This window comes from Arthrobacter sp. sptzw42 (assembly GCF_059089685.1).
Genome location: NZ_JBNHEX010000001.1, coordinates 182,810 through 203,306 on the forward strand (window position 1 = coordinate 182,810; position 20,497 = coordinate 203,306).

The 20,497-nt window shown below is 65.0% G+C and carries 20 protein-coding genes; 15 read left to right on the top strand and 5 right to left on the bottom strand.

Going from position 1 to position 20,497, the window contains the following annotated elements:
- Positions 1-24 precede the first annotated feature (24 nt).
- A complete protein-coding gene (locus AC5RT4_RS00845; RefSeq protein ID WP_494104729.1) occupies positions 25-1,095 on the top strand; it encodes a YihY/virulence factor BrkB family protein in 1,071 nt (356 codons plus the stop codon).
- Here AC5RT4_RS00845 and AC5RT4_RS00850 read toward each other — a convergent pair.
- From AC5RT4_RS00850 to sdhC, 5 genes are all read right to left on the bottom strand, one after another.
- Complete coding sequence (locus AC5RT4_RS00850; RefSeq protein ID WP_494104591.1) at positions 1,052-1,822, bottom strand: alpha/beta hydrolase family protein; 771 nt, start codon at positions 1,820-1,822, stop codon at positions 1,052-1,054. The genes AC5RT4_RS00845 and AC5RT4_RS00850 overlap by 44 nt on opposite strands.
- Positions 1,823-1,975: 153 nt before the next feature.
- Positions 1,976-2,758 carry a succinate dehydrogenase iron-sulfur subunit gene (locus AC5RT4_RS00855; RefSeq protein ID WP_494104592.1) on the bottom strand — a complete coding sequence of 261 codons (783 nt, stop codon included), beginning with the start codon at positions 2,756-2,758 and terminating at the stop codon, positions 1,976-1,978.
- A 1-nt stretch (position 2,759) separates the two neighbouring features.
- Positions 2,760-4,571, bottom strand: coding sequence for a succinate dehydrogenase flavoprotein subunit (sdhA, locus tag AC5RT4_RS00860; RefSeq protein ID WP_494104593.1), 1,812 nt, complete (start codon positions 4,569-4,571; stop codon positions 2,760-2,762).
- A gap of 108 nt (positions 4,572-4,679) precedes the next feature.
- Positions 4,680-5,141: a succinate dehydrogenase hydrophobic membrane anchor subunit gene (locus AC5RT4_RS00865; RefSeq protein WP_050055919.1), complete on the bottom strand. Its 462-nt coding sequence runs from the start codon at positions 5,139-5,141 to the stop codon at positions 4,680-4,682.
- A gap of 3 nt (positions 5,142-5,144) precedes the next feature.
- The gene (sdhC, locus tag AC5RT4_RS00870) at positions 5,145-5,525 is read right to left on the bottom strand and encodes a succinate dehydrogenase, cytochrome b556 subunit (RefSeq protein ID WP_015936418.1); all 381 of its coding nucleotides are present in this window, start codon (positions 5,523-5,525) and stop codon (positions 5,145-5,147) included.
- 264 nt (positions 5,526-5,789) lie between these two features.
- Here sdhC and AC5RT4_RS00875 point away from each other — a divergent pair, with 264 nt between their 5' ends.
- The 14 genes from AC5RT4_RS00875 (at position 5,790) to AC5RT4_RS00940 (ending at position 20,484) form a co-directional block, all read left to right on the top strand.
- Positions 5,790-6,923, top strand: coding sequence for a mannose-1-phosphate guanylyltransferase (locus tag AC5RT4_RS00875; protein WP_494041081.1), 1,134 nt, complete (start codon positions 5,790-5,792; stop codon positions 6,921-6,923).
- A gap of 86 nt (positions 6,924-7,009) precedes the next feature.
- On the top strand, positions 7,010-8,209 hold the full coding sequence (locus AC5RT4_RS00880) for an amidohydrolase (protein WP_494041080.1): 1,200 nt from the start codon (positions 7,010-7,012) through the stop codon (positions 8,207-8,209).
- A gap of 119 nt (positions 8,210-8,328) precedes the next feature.
- Positions 8,329-8,763: a MarR family winged helix-turn-helix transcriptional regulator gene (locus tag AC5RT4_RS00885; RefSeq protein ID WP_494041079.1), complete on the top strand. Its 435-nt coding sequence runs from the start codon at positions 8,329-8,331 to the stop codon at positions 8,761-8,763.
- A gap of 48 nt (positions 8,764-8,811) precedes the next feature.
- Complete coding sequence (locus tag AC5RT4_RS00890) at positions 8,812-9,240, top strand: organic hydroperoxide resistance protein (RefSeq protein WP_494041078.1); 429 nt, start codon at positions 8,812-8,814, stop codon at positions 9,238-9,240.
- Complete coding sequence (locus tag AC5RT4_RS00895; protein WP_494104594.1) at positions 9,237-10,268, top strand: NADP-dependent oxidoreductase; 1,032 nt, start codon at positions 9,237-9,239, stop codon at positions 10,266-10,268. The genes AC5RT4_RS00890 and AC5RT4_RS00895 overlap by 4 nt, the downstream gene beginning before the upstream one ends.
- Before the next feature lie 246 nt (positions 10,269-10,514).
- Positions 10,515-11,624 (top strand): BMP family lipoprotein, encoded by a 1,110-nt coding sequence (locus AC5RT4_RS00900; RefSeq protein WP_494104595.1) that lies wholly within the window; start codon positions 10,515-10,517, stop codon positions 11,622-11,624.
- A gap of 180 nt (positions 11,625-11,804) precedes the next feature.
- Positions 11,805-13,385, top strand: coding sequence for an ABC transporter ATP-binding protein (locus AC5RT4_RS00905; RefSeq protein ID WP_494104596.1), 1,581 nt, complete (start codon positions 11,805-11,807; stop codon positions 13,383-13,385).
- Positions 13,378-14,751 (top strand): ABC transporter permease, encoded by a 1,374-nt coding sequence (locus AC5RT4_RS00910; RefSeq protein WP_494104597.1) that lies wholly within the window; start codon positions 13,378-13,380, stop codon positions 14,749-14,751. Before AC5RT4_RS00905 ends, AC5RT4_RS00910 begins: the two co-directional genes overlap by 8 nt.
- On the top strand, positions 14,748-16,073 hold the full coding sequence (locus tag AC5RT4_RS00915) for an ABC transporter permease (protein ID WP_494104598.1): 1,326 nt from the start codon (positions 14,748-14,750) through the stop codon (positions 16,071-16,073). Before AC5RT4_RS00910 ends, AC5RT4_RS00915 begins: the two co-directional genes overlap by 4 nt.
- A complete protein-coding gene (locus tag AC5RT4_RS00920; protein ID WP_494041072.1) occupies positions 16,060-16,488 on the top strand; it encodes a cytidine deaminase in 429 nt (142 codons plus the stop codon). The genes AC5RT4_RS00915 and AC5RT4_RS00920 overlap by 14 nt, the downstream gene beginning before the upstream one ends.
- A gap of 17 nt (positions 16,489-16,505) precedes the next feature.
- On the top strand, positions 16,506-17,816 hold the full coding sequence (locus tag AC5RT4_RS00925) for a thymidine phosphorylase (protein ID WP_494104730.1): 1,311 nt from the start codon (positions 16,506-16,508) through the stop codon (positions 17,814-17,816).
- A gap of 6 nt (positions 17,817-17,822) precedes the next feature.
- Complete coding sequence (locus AC5RT4_RS00930) at positions 17,823-18,452, top strand: DedA family protein (RefSeq protein WP_494041071.1); 630 nt, start codon at positions 17,823-17,825, stop codon at positions 18,450-18,452.
- A 126-nt stretch (positions 18,453-18,578) separates the two neighbouring features.
- Entirely contained in the window at positions 18,579-19,307 is a 729-nt protein-coding gene (locus tag AC5RT4_RS00935; protein WP_494041070.1) for a DedA family protein, read from the top strand.
- A 40-nt stretch (positions 19,308-19,347) separates the two neighbouring features.
- Positions 19,348-20,484, top strand: coding sequence for an adenosine deaminase (locus AC5RT4_RS00940; RefSeq protein WP_494104599.1), 1,137 nt, complete (start codon positions 19,348-19,350; stop codon positions 20,482-20,484).
- Positions 20,485-20,497: the final 13 nt, after the last annotated feature.

Below are 20,497 nucleotides of genomic sequence, written 5' to 3' on the forward strand. Positions count from 1 at the left end.
AAGCTCGCCGTCATCCGGAAGCGGATGGAATGGGGCAAGGCCCGCAGGGCAGGCGGGGGCTCCTTCCCGGCACTGATGGCCATGTTCCAATGGATCCTTGCCAGGCTCAACGCCCTCCGGCCGATGCGCGCGTTCCGGCACTACAGCCTGCAGCGCGGGCCGCTGATGAGCGCCGGAATCGGCTTCAACATGTTTTTTTCCATCACCGGACTTCTCACCACAGGCTTCTCCATTGCCGGACTGGTGCTGCGCGGACAGCCCGCGCTCCTGGACATAGTCATCAGCAGTGCCGCCTCCAGCGCTCCCGGGCTCCTGAAGCTGAACGGCGGCCCGGGACTGGTGGATCCGCAGGAAATGCTGAATCCGGACGGACTGGGCTGGACAGCGGTAATCGGCTCGCTGGTCACCGTCATCACCTCGTTGCGCTGGATCTCCGGTATCCGTGACGGCCTGCGCGGCGTGCTGGAACTGCCGCCGCTGCTGGTCAACCCCATCCTCCTGAAGCTGCGGGACGCCGGGACGCTGCTGTTGCTGGGGGTGGCGCTGGTGATCAGTGCCGGCGCCTCCCTGGTGTTCGGAACCGCTGCAGGATGGGTCTCCGATGTCCTGCGGCTCGGCGACGCCTTGGCCGGGCCCCTGGCCACGTCTGTCAAAATCTCCGTGCCGCTGGTGCTGAGCTGGGCAACAGCTGTCATCATGTACAGGTTCGCCGCCGGACTGAAGCTCTCACGCCGTGCGCTGCTGGAAGGGACCATCCTGGCGGCAGTCGGCACCGGGGTGCTTCAGATTTTCAGCACCGAACTGCTGGCCGGCGCCAGCCGCAATCCCATCCTGGCGCCGTTCGCCATCATCATCGGCCTGCTGATCTGGTTCAACCTGGTGAGCCAGGTCTACCTCGTCTCGGCGGGCTGGGCCGCCGTCCGGGAAGCCGACCTCAGGCACCAGCCTTCGGCGCAGGAGAAGGGCATCTGGGGATCCCGCCAGGTCCAGCCCGGGAAGGTGCCTGTCCCGCCCGGCAAGGCACTTGTGCAGGCTGACAGTGCGGTCCCGGCTACTGGCCGGCGTCGAGGTACTGGTCGGCCCAGGCAGCGATGATCCGGGCGGCCCGTGCCGCCTGTCCCTTCCCTGTCAAGAGGTGGTCGCTGCCTTCAAGGGACACGAAGTTCCGGGGGTGCCGGGCGGTCTGGAAGATGGTGCTCGCATTTTCGATGCCCACGGTGTTGTCCGTGGGGGAGTGCAGCACCATCAGCGGCTTGTGAAGCTGCTTGATGCAGTCAGTCAGATCGGCGTTCTCCAGGTCATCCACAAAATGCTTGCGGATCTCCACGCGCTTTCCGCCGAGGTCCACTTCCGCGCTGCCTTCGTTCAGGATCTTATCCAGGGCGACGTCGAAAACGTGCGCCACGTGCTTGGGCGAGAAGGGGGCGCCAACGGTAGCGACGGCGTCGAGCTCGGGGATTTCCCGCGCAGCAGCCAGTACGGCGGCGCCGCCAAAGGAGTGCCCCACCAGCAGGGAGATTTGCTTCCCCTCGCTGCGCATGAATTCCGCCGCCTTCACCGTGTCGGCCACCTTGTGGCTGAAGGAACCCGCGGACCATTCGCCGGCTGAGCCGCCCAGGCCCAGGTTGTCGAACCGCAGCATGCCCACCCCGCTGTCTGCCAGCGCCTTGCACATTCGTGAAGCGGAGGGCGCGTCCTTGCCCAGCGTGAAACCGTGGGAGAAGACGCCCCACCCTTTCACCGGTCCGTCGGGGACGTCGATGATGCCGGAGAGCATTTCGCCGGTGGAACCTGCAAAGGTAACTTTTTCAGAGCGGGACACTCCCGTCCCCTTTCGGTTTGGTACGAATGGCTGTGGGCCCACGCCACCGGGTTCCCTGGCCGAGCTTGCGGGGTCAGGGAGCGGGTGGGGAGAAACGACGACGGCGCTGACCCCTCAGGTGGGGGACAGCGCCGTCGTCTGCTGGATCCTAAGTCAGATCTTGCGGGAGAGGATGGCCTGCTTAACTTCCTGGATGGCCTGGGTCACCTGGATGCCGCGGGGGCATGCTTCCGAGCAGTTGAAGGTGGTGCGGCAGCGCCACACGCCTTCCTTGTCATTGAGGATCTCAAGGCGCATGTCGCCGGCATCGTCGCGCGAATCGAAGATGAAGCGGTGCGCGTTGACGATCGCCGCCGGTCCGAAGTACTGGCCGTCGGTCCAGAACACGGGACAGGAGGACGTGCACGCGGCGCAAAGGATGCACTTGGTGGTGTCATCGAAGCGTTCCCGGTCCTCGGCGGACTGAAGGCGTTCCTTGGTGGGCTCGTGGCCCTTGTTGATGAGGAACGGCATGACCTCCCGGTAGGACTGGAAGAACGGCTCCATGTCCACAATGAGGTCCTTCTCAACCGGCAGGCCCTTGATGGGCTCCACGGTGATGGGCTTGGACGTGTCCAGGTCCTTCAGGAGCGTCTTGCAGGCGAGACGGTTGCGGCCGTTGATGCGCATGGCATCCGAACCGCAAACGCCGTGCGCGCAGGAGCGGCGGAAGGACAGGCTGCCGTCCATTTCCCACTTGACCTTGTGAAGGGCGTCGAGGACTCGGTCAGTGCCGTACATGGTGAGGTGGAAGTCATCCCACGTGGCTTCCCCGGAAACTTCCGGGTTGTAGCGGCGCACGCGCATGTGCACATCGAACGTGGGGATCTCCCCGCCACCGCCAACGCCGGCAGGCAGTTCAATTTTTGAGGCTGGCTCAGCGGTTTCAGCGGTCATCTTAGTACTTCCTCACCATCGGCTCGTAGCGGGTAAAGACAACCGGCTTGGTGTCCAGGCGGATGCCGGCCGTTACTGCAGCGTCTGCTGCAACCGTTCCGTCCGCCGGGGCGAGGTCGTCCTTGTACGCCATGGAGTGCTTCATGAATTTCTCGTCGTTGCGTTCCGGGAAGTCCTCGCGGAAATGTCCGCCGCGGGACTCCTCGCGGTGCAGGGCCGCCACGGTCATCACCTTGGCGAGCTCCAGCAGGAAGCCGAGTTCAACGGCCTCAAGCAGGTCAAGGTTGAAGCGCTTGCCCTTGTCCTGGACGTTAATGCGCTTGTACCGCTCCTCGAAGGAGGCGATATCGCGCAGCACCTGGTTCAGGGTCTCCGCGGTGCGGAACACCTGCATGTTGGCGTCCATGGTGTCCTGGAGTTCCTTGCGGATCACGGCCACCTTTTCTTCGCCGACGCCGTTGCGGGCAATGTCCAGCAGTTCGGTGGTGTAAGCCACCGGGTTCTCCGGCAGTTCCACAAAATCGGCCGTCCTGGCGTATTCAGCCGCGGCGATACCGGCACGCTTGCCGAACACGTTGATGTCCAGCAGCGAGTTGGTGCCCAAACGGTTGGAGCCGTGGACGGAGACGCACGCAACCTCGCCGGCTGCGTACAGGCCGGGAACCACGGTGTCGTTGTCCTGCAGGACTTCGGTGGTGATGTTGGTGGGGATGCCGCCCATGGCGTAGTGCGCGGTGGGGAACACGGGAACTGGCTCCGTGTAGGGCTCCACGCCGAGGTAGGTGCGGGCAAACTCGGTGATGTCCGGAAGCTTGGCATCGATGTGCGCCGGTTCCAGGTGCGTGAGGTCCAGGAGGACGTAGTCCTTGTTCGGGCCGCAGCCGCGGCCTTCGCGGACCTCGTTGGCCATGGAACGGGCCACGATGTCACGGGGCGCCAGGTCCTTGATGGTGGGGGCGTAGCGCTCCATGAAGCGCTCACCCTCGGAGTTGCGCAGGATTGCCCCTTCACCGCGGGCGGCTTCGGACAGGAGGATGCCCAGGCCGGCGAGGCCGGTCGGGTGGAACTGGAAGAACTCCATGTCCTCCAGGGGGATGCCGCGGCGGAACGCGATGCCCATGCCGTCACCGGTGAGGGTGTGGGCGTTGGAGGTGGTCTTGAAGACCTTGCCGGCGCCGCCGGAAGCAAAGACCACGGACTTGGCCTGGAAGACGTGGAGCTCGCCTGATGCGAGGTCGTAGGAGACCACACCGGCAACGCGCTTCTGCTTGTACGGCGTGCCGTCCGCGCGGACTGCGTCCTCGTCCACCGTCAGCAGGTCCAGGACGTAGTACTCGTTGTAGAACTCGACGTTGTGCTTGACGCAGTTTTGGTACAGCGTCTGCAGGATCATGTGGCCGGTGCGGTCCGCGGCGTAGCACGCCCTGCGGACAGGAGCCTTTCCGTGGTCGCGGGTGTGGCCGCCGAACCGGCGCTGGTCGATCCGTCCCTCCGGCGTGCGGTTGAACGGCAGGCCCATCTTTTCCAGGTCCAGCACAGCGTCGATGGCTTCCTTGGCCATGACCTCTGCCGCGTCCTGGTCCACCAGGTAATCGCCGCCCTTGACGGTGTCGAACGTGTGCCACTCCCAGTTGTCTTCCTCGACATTTGCAAGGGCTGCACACATGCCACCCTGCGCCGCACCAGTGTGCGAGCGGGTGGGGTAGAGCTTGGTCAGTACTGCTGTGCGGGCGCGTTGACCGGATTCGATCGCGGCGCGCATGCCAGCGCCGCCGGCACCGACGATGACGACGTCGTACTTATGGACCTGCATACCAGACGCTCTTTCTCTCAAAATTCGCAATAAAACAAGGGGCGGGCGTTGCCCGCTCCGCAAAACAGGGCCCGCGGTTAAACCCGCGGGCCCGGGATGCCGCCGATACTAGGCAGGGCAGAATCCGCCCGGCAGGGGAACGCCGTCAACCACGGGACACGGGTCGAAGGTGAAGATCACCAGGGTGCCCAGCACGATGATGACCACAGTGGCCGAGTAGAGGACGGTCTTCAGCCAGCGGCGGGTTGAATCCTTTTCCGCGTAATCGTTGATGATGGTGCGGACACCGTTGGTGCCGTGCAGCATGGCCAACCAGAGCATGGTGAGGTCCCAGAACTGCCAGAACGGGTCGGCCCACTTGCCGGCAACAAAACCGAAGTCGATGGCGTGGATGCCTTCACCCACCAGGAGGTTCACGAAGAGGTGGCCGAAGATGAGGACTACAAGCACTACCCCGGAGAGCCGCATGAACAGCCAGGCGATCATTTCGAAGTTGCCCCGGCTGCCGCCGGTGCGGCGGTACTGGGGGGCAATGCGCCCGCTGCGCGGGCTCTCGATGGTTGCGGACATGGCTTAGTGACCTCCGAGCGCGAGGGACAGGTGGCGGATGGAGAAGGCGACCATGGTGACTACCCAGAGGCCAAGGACTGCCCAGAGCATCTGGCGCTGGTACTTGGCGCCCTTCTTCCAGAAGTCCACCGCGATGATGCGCAGGCCGTTGAAAGCGTGGAAAACGATGGCGGCAACCAGGCCAGTTTCACCCAGGGCCATCAGCGGGTTCTTGTAAGCACCGATCACCGCGGTGTAGGCCTCCGGAGACACCCGCACCAGGGAGGTGTCCAGGACATGGACCAACAAGAAGAAAAAGATCACTACACCGGTGATTCGGTGTCCTACCCAGGACCACATGCCTTCACGGCCGCGGTACAAGGTGCCAGCTGGTTTTGTCGGCACTGATAAACCTCCCTGCAACACAGCGGCGCTGGCATGGGATCCACGCGGGGGGAACGCCTGCTGCGAGAGCACTCGTAGCTCGGAGCCTAAATTTAGGCTCAGGCACCAGCTTATTCAATTTAGGGAGGCCTTGGTGCCCGCTGGCGGCAAGGAATCCCCCAATTTATGAGACAAATACCACATTCACCTCCCCGCCGTGCTTAAGTGGGGCGGGCTGTGGAGCCGGACGGGCCGCCGGAAGCGGGTCGGCTAAAGTAGGCCTTGATGAGTACAGACAAAGTGACAAGCCCGGTTTCACCCCTTGACCGCTTCATCGCGGTGATCCCGGCAGGCGGAGTGGGGACCCGCCTTTGGCCCCTGTCGCGAGCCGCAGCTCCCAAGTTCCTGCACGATCTCACCGGTTCAGGCAGCACACTGCTGCGCGCCACCTACGACCGGCTGCACCCGCTTGCGGGCCACCGGGTCCTGGTGGTTACCGGCCAGGCCCACCGTGAAGCGGTATGCCGGCAGCTTCCCGAGGTCCAGGATGCCGACCTTGTCCTGGAGTCGGAGCCAAAGGATTCAGGGGCGGCGATCGGCCTTGCTGCTGCCATCCTCCATGAGCGCGATCCGGACACCATCATGGGCTCCTTTGCCGCGGACCAGGTGATCAGCCCGGACAGCCTGTTCCAGCAGGCGGTGCAAGAGGCGATCCACACTGCCGCCGCAGGCAAGATTGTGACCATCGGCATCAAACCCACCCACCCGTCCACCGGGTTCGGCTACATCCGCTCCGGCCAGGACCTGCGCATCGAGGGTGCACCCAGCGCCCAGGACGTCGTGGAGTTCGTTGAAAAGCCGAACGAGGAAGTGGCCCAGCAGTACGTGGACAGCGGCAACTACGTATGGAATGCCGGCATGTTCGTCGCTCCGGTTGCTTTGCTGCTCAAGCACCTCGAAGCGAACCAGCCCGAACTGTTCCAGGGACTGCAGGAAATTGCGCGCGCCTGGGACACTCCTGCCCGGGATGAGGTCACGGCCCGCGTGTGGCCCACGCTGCCCAAGATCGCCATTGACTACGCCGTTGCCGAACCTGCCGCCGAGGCCGGGGACGTCGCCGTCGTGCCCGGTTCCTTCCGCTGGGACGACGTCGGTGACTTTGCATCCGTGGGCCGGCTGAACAGCGCACGGGAAGTGGACGATGTCACGGTGCTGGGGGAGGGCGCCCGCGTCTTCACCGAGAACTCCAGCGGTGTGGTGGTCAGCGACACTAAGCGCGTGATTGCCCTCATCGGCATTGAGGACGTTGTCATCGTGGACACCCCGGATGCCCTGCTTGTGACCACCATGGCCAACTCGCAGCGGGTCAAGGCGGCGGTCGACGCCCTCAAGGCCAGCGGGGATACCGACGTTCTCTAAGGCGGTTGTTGCGGCATCGCGGTTCCCGGATGTAACGCGGGGACCGCGATAACCCGTATTCCGGTGTCCCTCGCTAGAGTGAACCAGTGCGCAATTACACTACGGAAGCCGAGCCCACCGCACTGGTGGCTCCATGGCTTGAGCCGCTCCTGCCGGAACTGATCGACTTCCGCAGGGACCTGCATGCGCACCCGGAACTGTCCTTCAAGGAGTTCCGGACCACGGACAAGCTGGCAGACCGGCTCGAGGCCGCCGGCCTGAACCCGCGCCGCCTGGAGGGCACCGGACTCACCGTGGACGTGGGCGAAGGCCCTATCGCCACTGCGCTGCGGGGCGATATCGATGCCTTGCCCATCATCGAGGAAACGGGCCTGCCCTTTGCCTCGAAAAACCATGGTGTCACGCACGCGTGCGGCCATGACGTCCACACCACCACCATGCTGGGCATCGCCCTGGTGCTGCACCGGATGCACCTGGAGGAGCCCCTCGGCGCCACCGTCCGCATCATCTTCCAGCCCGCGGAGGAAACCATGCCTGGAGGTGCCCACTCGTGCATCGAGCAGGGCGTCCTGGACGGCGTACCCAGGATCCTGGCCCTGCACTGCGATCCCCGCATCGAAGCGGGCAAGATCGGTACCCGCATCGGTGCCATCACCTCGGCGTCGGACACCATCCGTATTGAACTTTCCGGCCGCGGGGGCCACACGTCCCGTCCGCACCTGACCGAGGACCTTGTGTTCGCCCTGGCCCAGATCGCCGTCAATGTTCCCGCCGTCCTGTCCCGCCGCGTGGATGTCCGAAGCGGGGTCTCGGTGGTGTGGGGCCAGATTTCCGCCGGCTCGGCGCCCAATGCCATCCCGGGGACCGGCTATATGGCCGGGACAATGCGCTGCCTGGACCGCGAGGCGTGGCACGCCGCCGGGGAGCTGCTGGATGAGGTGGTGCACCAGGTAGCTGCCCCCTACGGTGTTGACGTGCGCCTGGAGCACACCAGGGGAGTGCCTCCGGTAGTCAACTCCGAACACGAGACGGCCATCATCGAAGCATCGGCGCGGGCGGAAATTGGCGAAAGCGCCGTAGTGCTTACCCCGCAGTCCATGGGCGGGGAGGACTTCGCCTGGTTCCTCGCCGAACTGCCCGGCGCCATGATGCGCCTTGGCACCAAGACGCCCGGCGGCGAGGAATATGACCTCCACCGCGGCGACTACATCCTGGACGAGCGTGCGCTGGGCCTCGGCATCCGCGTTCTCACGGCTGCCGCGCTGCGCACTATCCGCGACCTCTAAAAACCAAGGCGCAGGCGCAAGCGCAGTCGCAATCCGCGCACTTAGCCCGGCCGCCCGGCACTTGCCATGTCGCCCGCTACTAAGTTGTGCACAATTCAATTGCCCACTAGGCTGTTACCATGACTGATGCTCCACGGCTGGACCGCCAAGTGTGTTTTGCGCTCTACTCGGCGTCCCGCGCAGCAACCGCGGTCTACCGGCCCGTCCTGGAAGAGCTCGGCCTGACCTATCCCCAGTACCTGGTCATGCTGGTGCTCTGGGAGGACGAACCGCGCGGCGTGAAGGAACTGGGCCAGGAGCTCGGCCTGGATTCCGGTACTCTCTCGCCCCTGCTGAAGCGCCTGGAGTCACTGGGCCTGGTGGAGCGCCGCAGGTCCGGGGAAGATGAGCGCCGTGTCGCCATCCACCTGACGGCCGCCGGGCGGGAGCTCAGCGGCAAGGCCGGTGCCATCCCCAAGCGCCTGGCCGAGGCTGCAGGTCTTACGCCCGCGGAACTGGATCAGCTCCACAACACCCTGGGCCGTTTGACGGCCGCCCTCCAGCGCAGCCGCTGACAGCATCAGCCGCCACGTTTTTCAACCACCAAAACAGGACGGATCACCGTGAAACCTCTCTACACTGCAGAAGCACTCGCCTCGGGCGAAGGGCGCGACGGGAATGCCCGGACCAACGACGGCAAGCTGGACGTCACATTGTCCAGCCCCGTGGAGCTGGGCGGAAACGGCCAGGGCACCAATCCCGAGCAACTCTTCGCAGCCGGCTACGCAGCCTGCTTCCACTCCGCACTCCGCCTGGTGGGCCGCCAGGAACGGGCCGACCTGACAGACTCTGCGGTGGCTGCCAAGGTCCACCTCGGCAAGCTGGACGACGCCGGCTTCGGCCTCGCCGCGGAGCTGGAGATTGCGCTGCCGGCGCTGGATCTTGCCACCGCAGAGGCGTTGGTGGCCAAGGCCCATGAGATCTGCCCGTACTCCAATGCCACGCGGGGAAACATCAGCGTGGACATCAGGATCATGGAATTCGCTGCATGAGCCTCGGAACCCTTCCGGCAACGACCCGCGAAATCCGCCTGGCTTCCCGTCCCGTGGGCCGCCCCGACGCCGGCAACTTCGAACTTGCCGAGTCGCCGCTGCCCGGGCTCCAGGAGGGCCAGATCCTGGTCCGGAATCTCTACATGTCTGTCGACCCCTACATGCGGGGACGCATGAACGACGTTAAGTCCTACTCTGCGCCCTTCGCGCTGGACAAAGCGCTCGACGGCGGCGCCGTAGGTGAGGTGGTCGCGTCCCGTTCCACCGAACACCAGGAAGGGGATGTTGTGGTGCACAACCTGGGCTGGCGCGAGTATGCAGTGGTGGACGCAGGTACGGCGCAGCAGGTCCGCACAGACCTTGCTCCGGCGTCCGCCTTTCTGGGTGCCCTGGGCATGACAGGGCTGACCGCCTACGCCGGATTGCTGAAGGTGGCCGAATTTAAAGCGGGTGACGCGGTGTTTGTCTCTGGTGCCGCGGGAGCTGTGGGTTCACTGGTTGGCCAGATTGCCAAAGCGATGGGCGCCTCGCGGGTGGTCGGATCCGCGGGCTCGCCAGCCAAAGTGGCCCGGCTCCTTGAGCTCGGCTTTGACGCCGCCTTCGACTACCACAACGGCCCAGTGCGAGGGCAGTTGAACGAAGCAGCCGGCCCCGGCGGCATCGACGTCTATTTCGATAACGTCGGCGGTGAGCACCTTGAGGCAGCCTTGGCCGCCCTCAACGTTGGCGGCCGCGTGGCAATGTGCGGAGCCATCGCCCAGTACAACTCAACCAAGCCGACTCCTGCTCCGCACAACCTGATGCTGGCCATCGGCAAGCAGCTCACACTCAAGGGCTTCCTGGTGGGCGGCCAGCGCGAGCACGCGGCTGAGTTCGCCGGGAGGATGGCCGGCTGGCTGGCTGACGGCACCGTGCAGTACGACGAAACCATCGTTGACGGGCTGGAAAATGCGCCGCAGGCTTTTATGGACCTGCTTGACGGAGCCAACACCGGCAAGATGCTGGTCCGCCTCCAGCCCGCGCTGTAACAGGCCGGGCTTCAGCGAGGGGTGCCGCGCCGGAGGCGGCGCCCCTACTGGTTGGTAACAACTTGTCAACAATCTCCGCGATCCGGAGCCACTGTGCTATTGGGACGTGGCGCAGGCCACTAAAGTAGTGGCATCAGTGCGCTCCGGCGCAGTGCTGCGGACCTCAGTGAAAACAGAATTTCAGTGCAGAAACGGACACTCATTGAATTCGAGCCGTAGCGCCACTCTCTTCATCCTGGAGGAAAATTGAAGACATCACTGCGTGCACAATTCAAGCGCGGTTCAATGGCCGGCCTGGCTACCGTCAGCGCCTCCGCCCTTCTGTTGACCGCCTGCGGCGCAGCCCCCGAAGCCGGAAGCACCTCGACCGCCGGGGCCAGCGACTACACCGGCTGCATCGTCTCCGACTCCGGCGGATTTGATGACCAGTCCTTCAACCAGTCCTCCTACGAGGGCCTGAAGAAGGCCGAAACCGACCTCGGCATCAAGGTCAACCAGGTGGAGTCCAAGACCAACAACGACTTTGAGCCCAACCTGCGCGCCATGGTCACGGCCGGATGCGACCTCACCGTCACCGTTGGCTTCCTGCTCGGCGACGCCACCAAGGCGCAGGCTGAGGCCAACCCGGACAGCCACTTCGCGATTGTCGACTTCGGCTACGAGACGCCGATTGCCAACGTCAAGCCAATCATCTACGACACCGCCCAGGCTGCGTTCCTCGCCGGCTACCTTGCCGCCGGAACCACCAAGACCGGAACGGTGGCCACCTTCGGCGGCATCAAGATCCCCACCGTGACCATCTTCATGGACGGCTATGCCGACGGCGTGAAGTACTACAACGAGCAGAAGGGCAAGGACGTCAAGCTCCTTGGCTGGAACAAGGACGCCCAGGACGGCAGCTTCACCGGCGACTTCGAGAAACAGGATGTGGGCAAGCAGCTCACCCAGAACTTCCTGGACCAGGGTGCCGACATCGTGATGCCGGTGGCCGGGCCCGTCGGCAAGGGCGCCGGTGCTGCCTTGAAGGAAGCCAAGGACGCCGGCAAGGACGTCAAGCTGATCTGGGTGGATTCCGACGGCTACCTCACGGCCCCTGACTACAAGGACATCATGCTGTCCTCTGTCATGAAGCAGATGGGCGACGCCGTGGAGACCGTGGTCAAGGAGGACAAGGAAGGCAGCTTCGACAACACCCCGTACGTGGGCACCCTCGCCAACGAAGGTGTGCAGCTGGCACCGTTCCACGACCTCGAATCCCAGGTTCCCGCCGAGCTGAAGAGCGAGCTGGACCAGATCAAGAAGGACATCGTTGACGGCAAGCTGAAGGTCGAGTCCGCCGCCAGCCCCAAGGCCTGACCTGCATCTGAAGCGCCACCCCCGGTTGGTCAATGACTGGCCGGGCGGTGGCGCTTTTTGCTGTGGCCTTCCGCTTTCGGGCCACCGCCCGCTCATCCCAGGACTGCACCCACTAGGCTGGTGCTGCAGCCACATATCCCGTCCGGTCGATCACTGGACGCTTCGAGATTGGTCAGAGTTTTGAAACTTGAACTCAGAGGGATCACTAAACGCTTCGGAACCCTGCTCGCCAACGACCACATCGACGTGGTGGTTGAACCCGGACAAATACACTGTCTGCTGGGCGAAAACGGGGCCGGAAAATCCACCCTGATGAACGTGCTGTACGGCCTTTATGAGCCGTCCGAAGGCGAAATCCTCATTGATGGCAAGGCCGTGTCCTTCCGCGGACCCGGCGATGCGATGGCGGCGGGGATCGGGATGGTTCACCAGCACTTCATGCTTGTCCCCGTCTTCACTGTGGCCGAGAACGTGGCGCTCGGTGCCGAACCGACCAAGGCTGCCGGCTTCCTCAACCTGGAGGAGACGCGCCGCCGGATCAAGGAAATCTCGGATCAGTACGGCTTCGACGTCGATCCGGACGCCCTGGTGGAGGACCTGCCGGTGGGTGTCCAGCAGCGCGTCGAAATCATCAAGGCCCTGGTCCGCAACGCCAAGGTCCTGATCCTCGACGAACCCACTGCCGTTCTGACACCCCAGGAAACCGACGAGCTGCTGGATATCATGCGCCAGCTAAGGGCCGCGGGCACGTCCATCGTGTTCATCTCCCACAAGCTGCGGGAGGTGAAGGAAGTTTCGGACACCATCACCGTGATCAGGCGCGGCAAGGTGGTGGGGACCGCGGACCCCGCCGCCCCCACAACCGAGCTTGCCTCAATGATGGTGGGACGCGCCGTCAGCCTGAACCTGGACAAGGCACCCGCCCAGCCGAAGGAGACGACCTTCGAAGTCCGGGATTTGACGGTCATCGCCCCCAACGGCCACCACGTGGTGGACGGGCTCAGCTTCAGCATTGCCCGTGGGGAAATCCTGGCCGTGGCAGGCGTGCAGGGGAACGGCCAGACAGAACTCACCGAAGCCATCCTCGGCCTCCAGGACCGGGTCTTCGGCTCCATCAAGCTGGACGGCAAGGAGTTGCTGGGCAGGTCCGTCAAGGAAGTCCTGCACGCCGGCGTCGGATTCGTCCCGGAAGACCGCAAGGTGGACGGACTGGTGGGTACATTTTCGGTGGCCGAAAACCTGGTCCTGGACCTCTACGACAAGCCTCCCTTCGCCAAGGGCATCAGCATGAGCCCCGCGAAGATCCTGGAGAACGCCAAGGCCCGCATCGGCGAGTTCGACGTGCGGACGCCCTCAGCCGCGGCCGCGGCAGGCACGCTTTCCGGCGGCAACCAGCAGAAAGTGGTGATGGCGCGCGAACTCTCCCGGCCGCTGCGCCTGTTCATCGCCTCGCAGCCCACCCGCGGCGTGGACGTGGGCTCCATCGAGTTCCTCCACCGCAGAATCGTTGCCGAGCGGGACCAGGGCACACCGGTGATGATCATCTCCACCGAGCTTGACGAGGTCATGGAACTGGCGGACCGCATCGCGGTGCTCTACAAGGGCAAGCTGGTGGGCGTGGTCCCGGCCGGCACCAGCCGGGACGTCCTGGGCCTCATGATGGCAGGCATTCCGCCCGAGGAACACGCACACTCCGCGGGGCACCCGCCCACCGCCGCAACGGCCTCCACGTCCGACGCCGAAGGAGGCGACCTTGTCTGAGAAGCATCCCCCCAAACACGCTGCCGAAGCGGGCGGCAGCAAAGCCCACCCGGCCACCCCTGCCGAGGAGGAGACAGCCGCCGTCGTATCCGTAGATACCGCCGGCGGCGCCATGGAACCCTCGGCGGTTCCGGCCACTGCCCAAAGCGGACAGCTTCCCGGCGGTCCCGAGACGCTGCTCCGGAAGATCTTTACCGGCAGCGGCATGGTTTCGGTCCTCGCGGTCCTGCTGGCGCTCATCATCGGCGGGCTCCTTATCGCCAGCACTGACAAACAGGTGGCCACCACGTCCACCTACCTCTTCGCGCGTCCCACCGACTTCCTGACAGCCGTGTGGAACGCTGCCACCCGCTCCTACATTGCCCTGTTCCAGGGCTCGGTCTTCAACCCGCGCGGCAACAGCGTGGCGGCCCAGTTCGCACCGTTCATGGAAACACTCACCATTGCCACGCCGCTCATCACGGCCGGCCTGGGCGTGGCACTTGCGTTCCGTGCCGGACTCTTCAACATCGGCGGGCAGGGGCAGATCATCGTGGCCGGCATCCTGGCCGCCTGGGTGGGCTTCGCGCTGCACCTGCCCCTGGGGCTGCACCTGCTGCTGGTCCTGGTGGCCGGCATCATCGGCGGTGCCTTCTGGGGAGGCCTGGTGGGGCTGCTGAAAGCCCGGACGGGCGCCCATGAGGTCATCCTCACCATCATGTTCAACTACATCGCGCTGTACTTCCTGCGGTACCTGCTGAACACCCCGGCCTTCCAGCGGCCAGGGGAGACGAACCCCATCTCGCCCATCCTGGATCCCACGGCCGTATACCCGCAGATTTTCGGCACCCAGTACCGGCTGCACCTTGGTTTCCTCCTGGCCATCGCCGCCACCGTCCTGGTGTGGTGGCTGCTGAACCGGTCCACCGTGGGCTTCGAGTTCCGTGCCGTGGGCGCCAACCCCAAGGCTGCCCAGACGGCCGGCATCAACGTCTCCCGCTCCACCATCCTGGTGATGGCGATTGCGGGCGGGCTGGCGGGAATGTCCGGCGTCGCCCAGGTGGCGGGAACGGAAAAAGTCCTTACCGACGGCGTGGCCGCCACCTATGGGTTCGACGCCATCACCGTGGCCCTCCTGGGGCGTTCGACGCCGTGGGGAACCTTTGCCGCCGGCCTGCTGTTCGGCGCCTTCCGCGCCGGGGCGGTCCAAATGCAGATCCAGACCGGAACCCCCATCGACATCGTCCTGGTGGTCCAGTCCCTGATCGTCCTCTTTATTGCGGCCCCGCCGCTGGTCCGGGCAATCTTTGGCCTGAACCCCCGCCGCAGGAAGCCTGCCCGCGCGGCCAAGTCCCGCCAGGCAGCCACAACCGGAGGTGCCGCATGAGCACAAAAGTATCGTCACCCCGCCCGGGACAACCGCAGCCGGATCACACTCCGAAAGACACCGGCCCCAGCGCCGTCTCCGCCAAGCCGGTGACTTGGCGGACGCCCGTCCTGCTCACGGTCTTCGGCCTGATCGCCCTGGTTTTCTTCGGTTTGATGGCGCCAAACCAGACCGCGAGTTTCGGCATCTCCACCGGAGAGGACTTTTTCCAGCTGCCGGCCCTGGCGGTGAACGCGTTCACTGGCGGCATGGTGTTGTCCGTCCTCCTGCTGGGCCTGGCAGCCTACGCGGTCTACCTCAAGACCAAGGACCGGCCCGCGCCCGGCTGGCTGACCGTCACCTTCATCGTCCTGTTCGTGGCCGCTTTCCTCATCTGGGTGGTGGGCGGTGCGCGTACCCCGAGCATCTCGCTGGCAGGTCTCATCGCCGGGTCCGTCACCCTCGCCGTCCCGCTGGTGTTCGGTTCCCTGTCCGGCGTCCTGTGTGAGCGGGTGGGCGTGGTCAACATCGCCATCGAGGGCCAGCTCCTGGGCGGCGCGTTCACTGCCGCCATCGTGGCCAGCATGACCCAGAACCCCTTCATCGGGCTGCTTGCCGCCGCCGTGGCCGGGGCAGCGGTTTCCATGGTGCTGGCGCTGTTCAGCATCAAGTACCTCGTGAACCAGATCATCGTGGGCGTGGTGCTCAACGTCCTGGTCTCCGGCGTCACGGGCTTCCTGTTCAGCACCGTTATGCAGGCCAACAAGGCGCAGTTCAACTCACCTCCCGGGCTGGACATCATCGAGATCCCCGTCCTGTCCAGCATCCCCATCATCGGGCCCATCCTTTTCCGCCAGTCCGTGGTGGGATACCTGATGTACGTTGCGGTCCTGGTGGTCTGGGTAGGCCTCTTCAAGACCCGCTGGGGCCTGCGGGTCCGTGCTGTGGGCGAGCACCCGCAGGCGGCCGACACCCTGGGCATCAACGTAAATGCCACCCGCTTCTGGAACGTCACGCTTGGCGGGGCAGTTGCCGGCATCGGCGGATCCTTCTTCACCCTCGTCGCGATCGACAGCTTCACCAAGGAAATCTCCGGCGGACGCGGCTTCATCGCCCTGGCCGCGCTGATCTTTGGCCGGTGGAACCCCATCGGCGCGTTCTTCGCCGCGCTCCTGTTCGGCTTCGCAGACAACCTGCAGAGTATCGTCACGATTATCGGCACCCCGGTGCCCAGCCAGTTCATGGCCATGCTGCCCTACCTGGTAACGGTCCTCGCCGTCGCCGGACTGGTAGGCAAATCCCGGGGCCCGGCAGCGAGCGGTATTCCCTATGTCAAGGGTTGACGGCGGCGTGGGATCCGGAAGCGGCGTGGACTGGGCTGCACTGGAGGCTGCCGCCGTCGACGCCATGGCCAAGGCGTACACGCCTTACTCGAAGTTCCCGGTGGGCGCGGCAGCTCTTACCGAGGACGGCAGGATCGTCAGCGGCTGCAACGTGGAAAACGCCAGCTACGGCCTGACGCTCTGCGCTGAATGTGCGCTGGTGGGCAACCTGCACATGACCGGCGGCGGCCTGCTGCGCGCCTTTTATTGTGTGGACGGCGGGGGCAACGTCCTGATGCCGTGCGGGCGCTGCCGCCAGCTGTTGTACGAATTCCGCGCCCCCGGCATGGAGCTCATGACCACCCAAGGCATCAAGACCATGGACCAGGTGCTGCCAGACGCCTTTGGTCCCGAACACCTGGAGGAAACCCGGTGACAGACAACCGCGCAGCGATCAACAAGGCCGAGGCGTTCGACGCCGTCGACATCATCCGGACAAAGCGGGACAAGGGCACACTGAGCCCGGAACAGATCGATTGGACCATCGACGCTTACACCCGGGGAGTCATCGCGGATGAGCAGATGGCCGCCCTCAACATGGCCATCCTGCTCAACGGCATGAACCGCAGTGAAATCGCGCGGTGGACGGCCGCAATGATCGCTTCAGGCGAGCGGATGGACTTCTCCAGCCTGCGCCGCCCTGACGGCGGGCTGAAGTACACCTCCGACAAGCATTCCACCGGAGGCGTCGGGGACAAGATCACCCTGCCCCTGGCGCCACTGGTGGCAGTCTTCGGCGTGGCCGTCCCGCAGCTCTCCGGCCGCGGACTCGGCCACACCGGCGGCACGCTGGACAAGCTGGAAGCGATCCCGGGCTGGCGGGCCTCGCTCACCAATGAGGAAATGCTCGCCCAGCTGCAGGACGTCGGCGCCGTCATCTGCGCGGCCGGCGCGGGCCTGGCCCCGGCGGACAAGAAGCTTTACGCCCTCCGCGACGTCACCGGCACCGTTGAGGCCATCCCGCTCATCGCCTCGTCCATCATGAGCAAGAAAATTGCCGAGGGGACCGGAGCCCTGGTTTTGGACGTGAAGGTGGGAAGCGGCGCCTTCATGAAGGATGAGGCCACTGCCCGCGAACTTGCCGAAACCATGGTGGCGCTCGGCAAGGATGCAGGGGTCAACACCGTTGCCCTTCTCACCAACATGAGCACCCCCCTGGGCCTGACCGCGGGCAACGCCATCGAGGTGGAGGAATCCGTCGAGGTGCTGGCGGGCGGGGGTCCCGACGACGTGGTGGAGTTGACGGTCCGGCTCGCCGAGGAGATGCTCGCCGCTGCAGGGGTCCACGACGCCGATCCCGCAGCTGCCCTGAAAGACGGCCGCGCCATGGACGTCTGGAACCGGATGATCGAGGCCCAGGGCGGCGACCCCCGCGCGAAGCTTCCGGTGGCCCGGGAATCCGAGGTGGTCTACGCGCCGGCCGACGGAGTGCTGGTGGAACTCGATGCCCTTGCGGTGGGCATGGCAGCCTGGCGCCTGGGCGCCGGGAGGGCCCGCAAGGAGGACGTGGTGCAGGCAGGCGCCGGCGTCCGGATGCACGCCAAGCCGGGCGCCATGGTCCGGGCGGGCGAGCCCCTGATGACACTGCTCACCGACACCCCGGAAAGGTTCGCCCGCGCCAAGGAAGCGCTGGAGAACGCAGTAGCCATTGCGCCCGAGGGATCACGGCCGGCACAGCGCCTGATCATCGACCGCATAGCATAGGGACCCATGCAGGCCATCAATGACTTCATTCTCGCCGCGGCCGGACAGCCTTGGGTGCTGCTCCTCGTCCTGGCATGCTGCATCATTGACGGCTTCTTCCCGCCCATCCCCAGCGAGTCCGTGGTGGTTGGCCTGTCCGCGGTCGCTGCCACCGCAGATGTTCCCAATCCCTGGCTCCTGATGATGGTGGCTGCCCTGGGGGCCTTTTCGGGGGACAACATCGCCTACCTGATCGGGCGCAGGGTGGGCACACGGCGCTGGGCCTGGATGCGGGGTCCACGCATGCAAAGTGCCTTCCGGTGGGCGGGCCGGGAGCTGCGCAAGCGCCCCGCCTCACTCATCCTCGTGGCACGGTTCGTCCCCATCGGGCGGGTTGCGGTAAACCTCACCGCCGGCGTCACACGCTATCCGCACCTGCGCTTCGTAGGACTGACCGTCCTGTCGGCCAGCCTCTGGGCTGCCTATTCGGTGGGAATCGGCCTGTTCTTTGGCCAATGGTTTGAAGACAACCACCTCCTGGGTGCCGTCATCGCCATCATCTGTGCGGTGGCGCTCGGGATCGTGGTGGACATCATCATCAACAGGGTCCGGCGCAGGTCTCCCATGATGGAACGGATGAAGGAACCGGAAGCGTAGTTGAACCGTTGTCCGGGCAGGACGGGGCGTAGCGAAGTGCGCCGCGGCCGTGGGACACTTAGGAACGATTTCCGCTTCGGCTGCGCCACTTCCGGCCGGTGCCATTTTGCATAGGAGCAAGACCGCGTGGAGTTTATTAATGAGGCCGTGCTCCATGCAGCTGGTCAGTGGTGGATATACCCAATCCTGCTCCTGTTTTTCTTTGTGGACGGCTTCGCCATGGTGGTCCCCAGCGAGACCCTCATCGTGGCCCTCGCCGCATTCTCCCGGCACAGCGGGGAACCCAATCTCTGGATCCTCGGCCTCACCGCACTGATAGGGGCCATTGCCGGGGACAACATGGCCTTTATGCTCGGACGCAAGATCGGGCTGAACCGGTGGAAGTGGATGCGCCGGCCCAGGGTGCAGAAGGCCTTCGGCTGGGCGCGCTACGAGCTGGACAAGCGTGGTGCCGTGCTGGTCTTCACTGCCCGTTACATTCCCTGGGGCCGGGTAGCCGTCAACTATGTCGCCGGAAGCACCGGCTTCTCCCACCGCCGCTTCTTCCTGCTGGACGCCTTTGCCTGCATCACCTGGGTTGGGTATTCCATCGGCATCGGCCTGCTGGCCAGCTCCTTCCCCTGGCTGCACCACAACCCCCTGCTCAGCGCGGGCATCGCGGTGGTGTTCGCGATTCTGCTGGGGATCCTCATCGACCACCTGCTCAGGTTGTGGCACAGGCACCTCGCCCGTAACGACGCCCAGGAAGTGGACGGGTGGCTCGACGGCGGTCCCAACGGGGCACGGGACAACCAGGCCGGCGGCACCGCCGCCCTGGCACCGGCAGCAGGAGAGGGCGAACCGGCGGCCACCTAGCCGCTGGCAATGAACTGCCGCCCACCCTAAGGTGGGGTACGTGACTGAGCCTATTGTTGACGCTGCCCCTGCCATCGATTTTGACCTGAAGAACCTGCCCAAGGTTTCACTTCACGACCACATGGACGGAGGACTCCGTCCGGCCACCATCATCGAACTGGCCGAGGCAGTCGGCCACACCCTCCCGTCGACTGACCCCGTCGCGCTCGGCCAATGGTTCCGGGAGTCCGCGGACTCCGGATCCCTGGTCCGTTATCTTGAGACCTTTGACCACACTGTTGCCGTCATGCAGACCGCGGAAGGGCTCTTCCGCGTGGCCAAGGAGTTCGTCGAGGACCTCGCTGACGACGGCGTGGTGTACGGCGAAGTGCGGTGGGCGCCCGAACAGCACCTGCAGAAGGGCCTCACCCTGGACGAAGCCGTTGAAGCGGTGCAGGAAGGCCTTGAGGCAGGAGTCGAGGCCGTGGGGGAGACGGGCCGCGAAATCCAGGTGGGCCAGCTGATCACCGCCATGCGCCACGCGGACCGCGGCCAGGAAATCGCCGAACTCGCCGTCCGCCACCGCAACAAGGGCGCAGTGGGCTTCGACATCGCCGGAGCCGAAGACGGCTTCCTGCCCTCCCGCTTCAAGGACGCCTTCACCTACCTCGCCCAGCAGAACTTCCCGGCCACGGTGCACGCCGGGGAGGCGGCCGGACTGGAGAGCATCCAGTCCGCCCTGGTGGACGGCCGGGCGCTGCGGCTGGGACACGGCGTCAGGATCGCCGAGGACATCACCGTGGAGTTCGACGACGATGACGGGACCGAGGACACCATCGGACTGGTGACCCTCGGGGACCTGTCCAGCTGGGTCCGTGACCGTGGCATCGCCCTCGAGGTCTGCCCGTCGTCCAACCTTCAAACCGGTGCCATCGCCGGGTTCGGCGAGGGCATCGAGAGCCACCCGCTGGACATGCTCTACCAGCTCGGCTTCAACGTCACCATCAACACCGACAACCGGCTGATGAGCGGTGTCACCCTGACCGACGAGTTCGACCTCCTGGTGGAAACCTTCGACTACGACCTCGATGACCTGCTGGAGCTGACCCTGAACGCCGCCGAAGCATCCTTCCTGCCCCTTGAGGAAAAGGAAGCATTGGTGGAGTACATCAACGACGCCTACGCAAACCTTGGCTGACAGCCCGGATTCG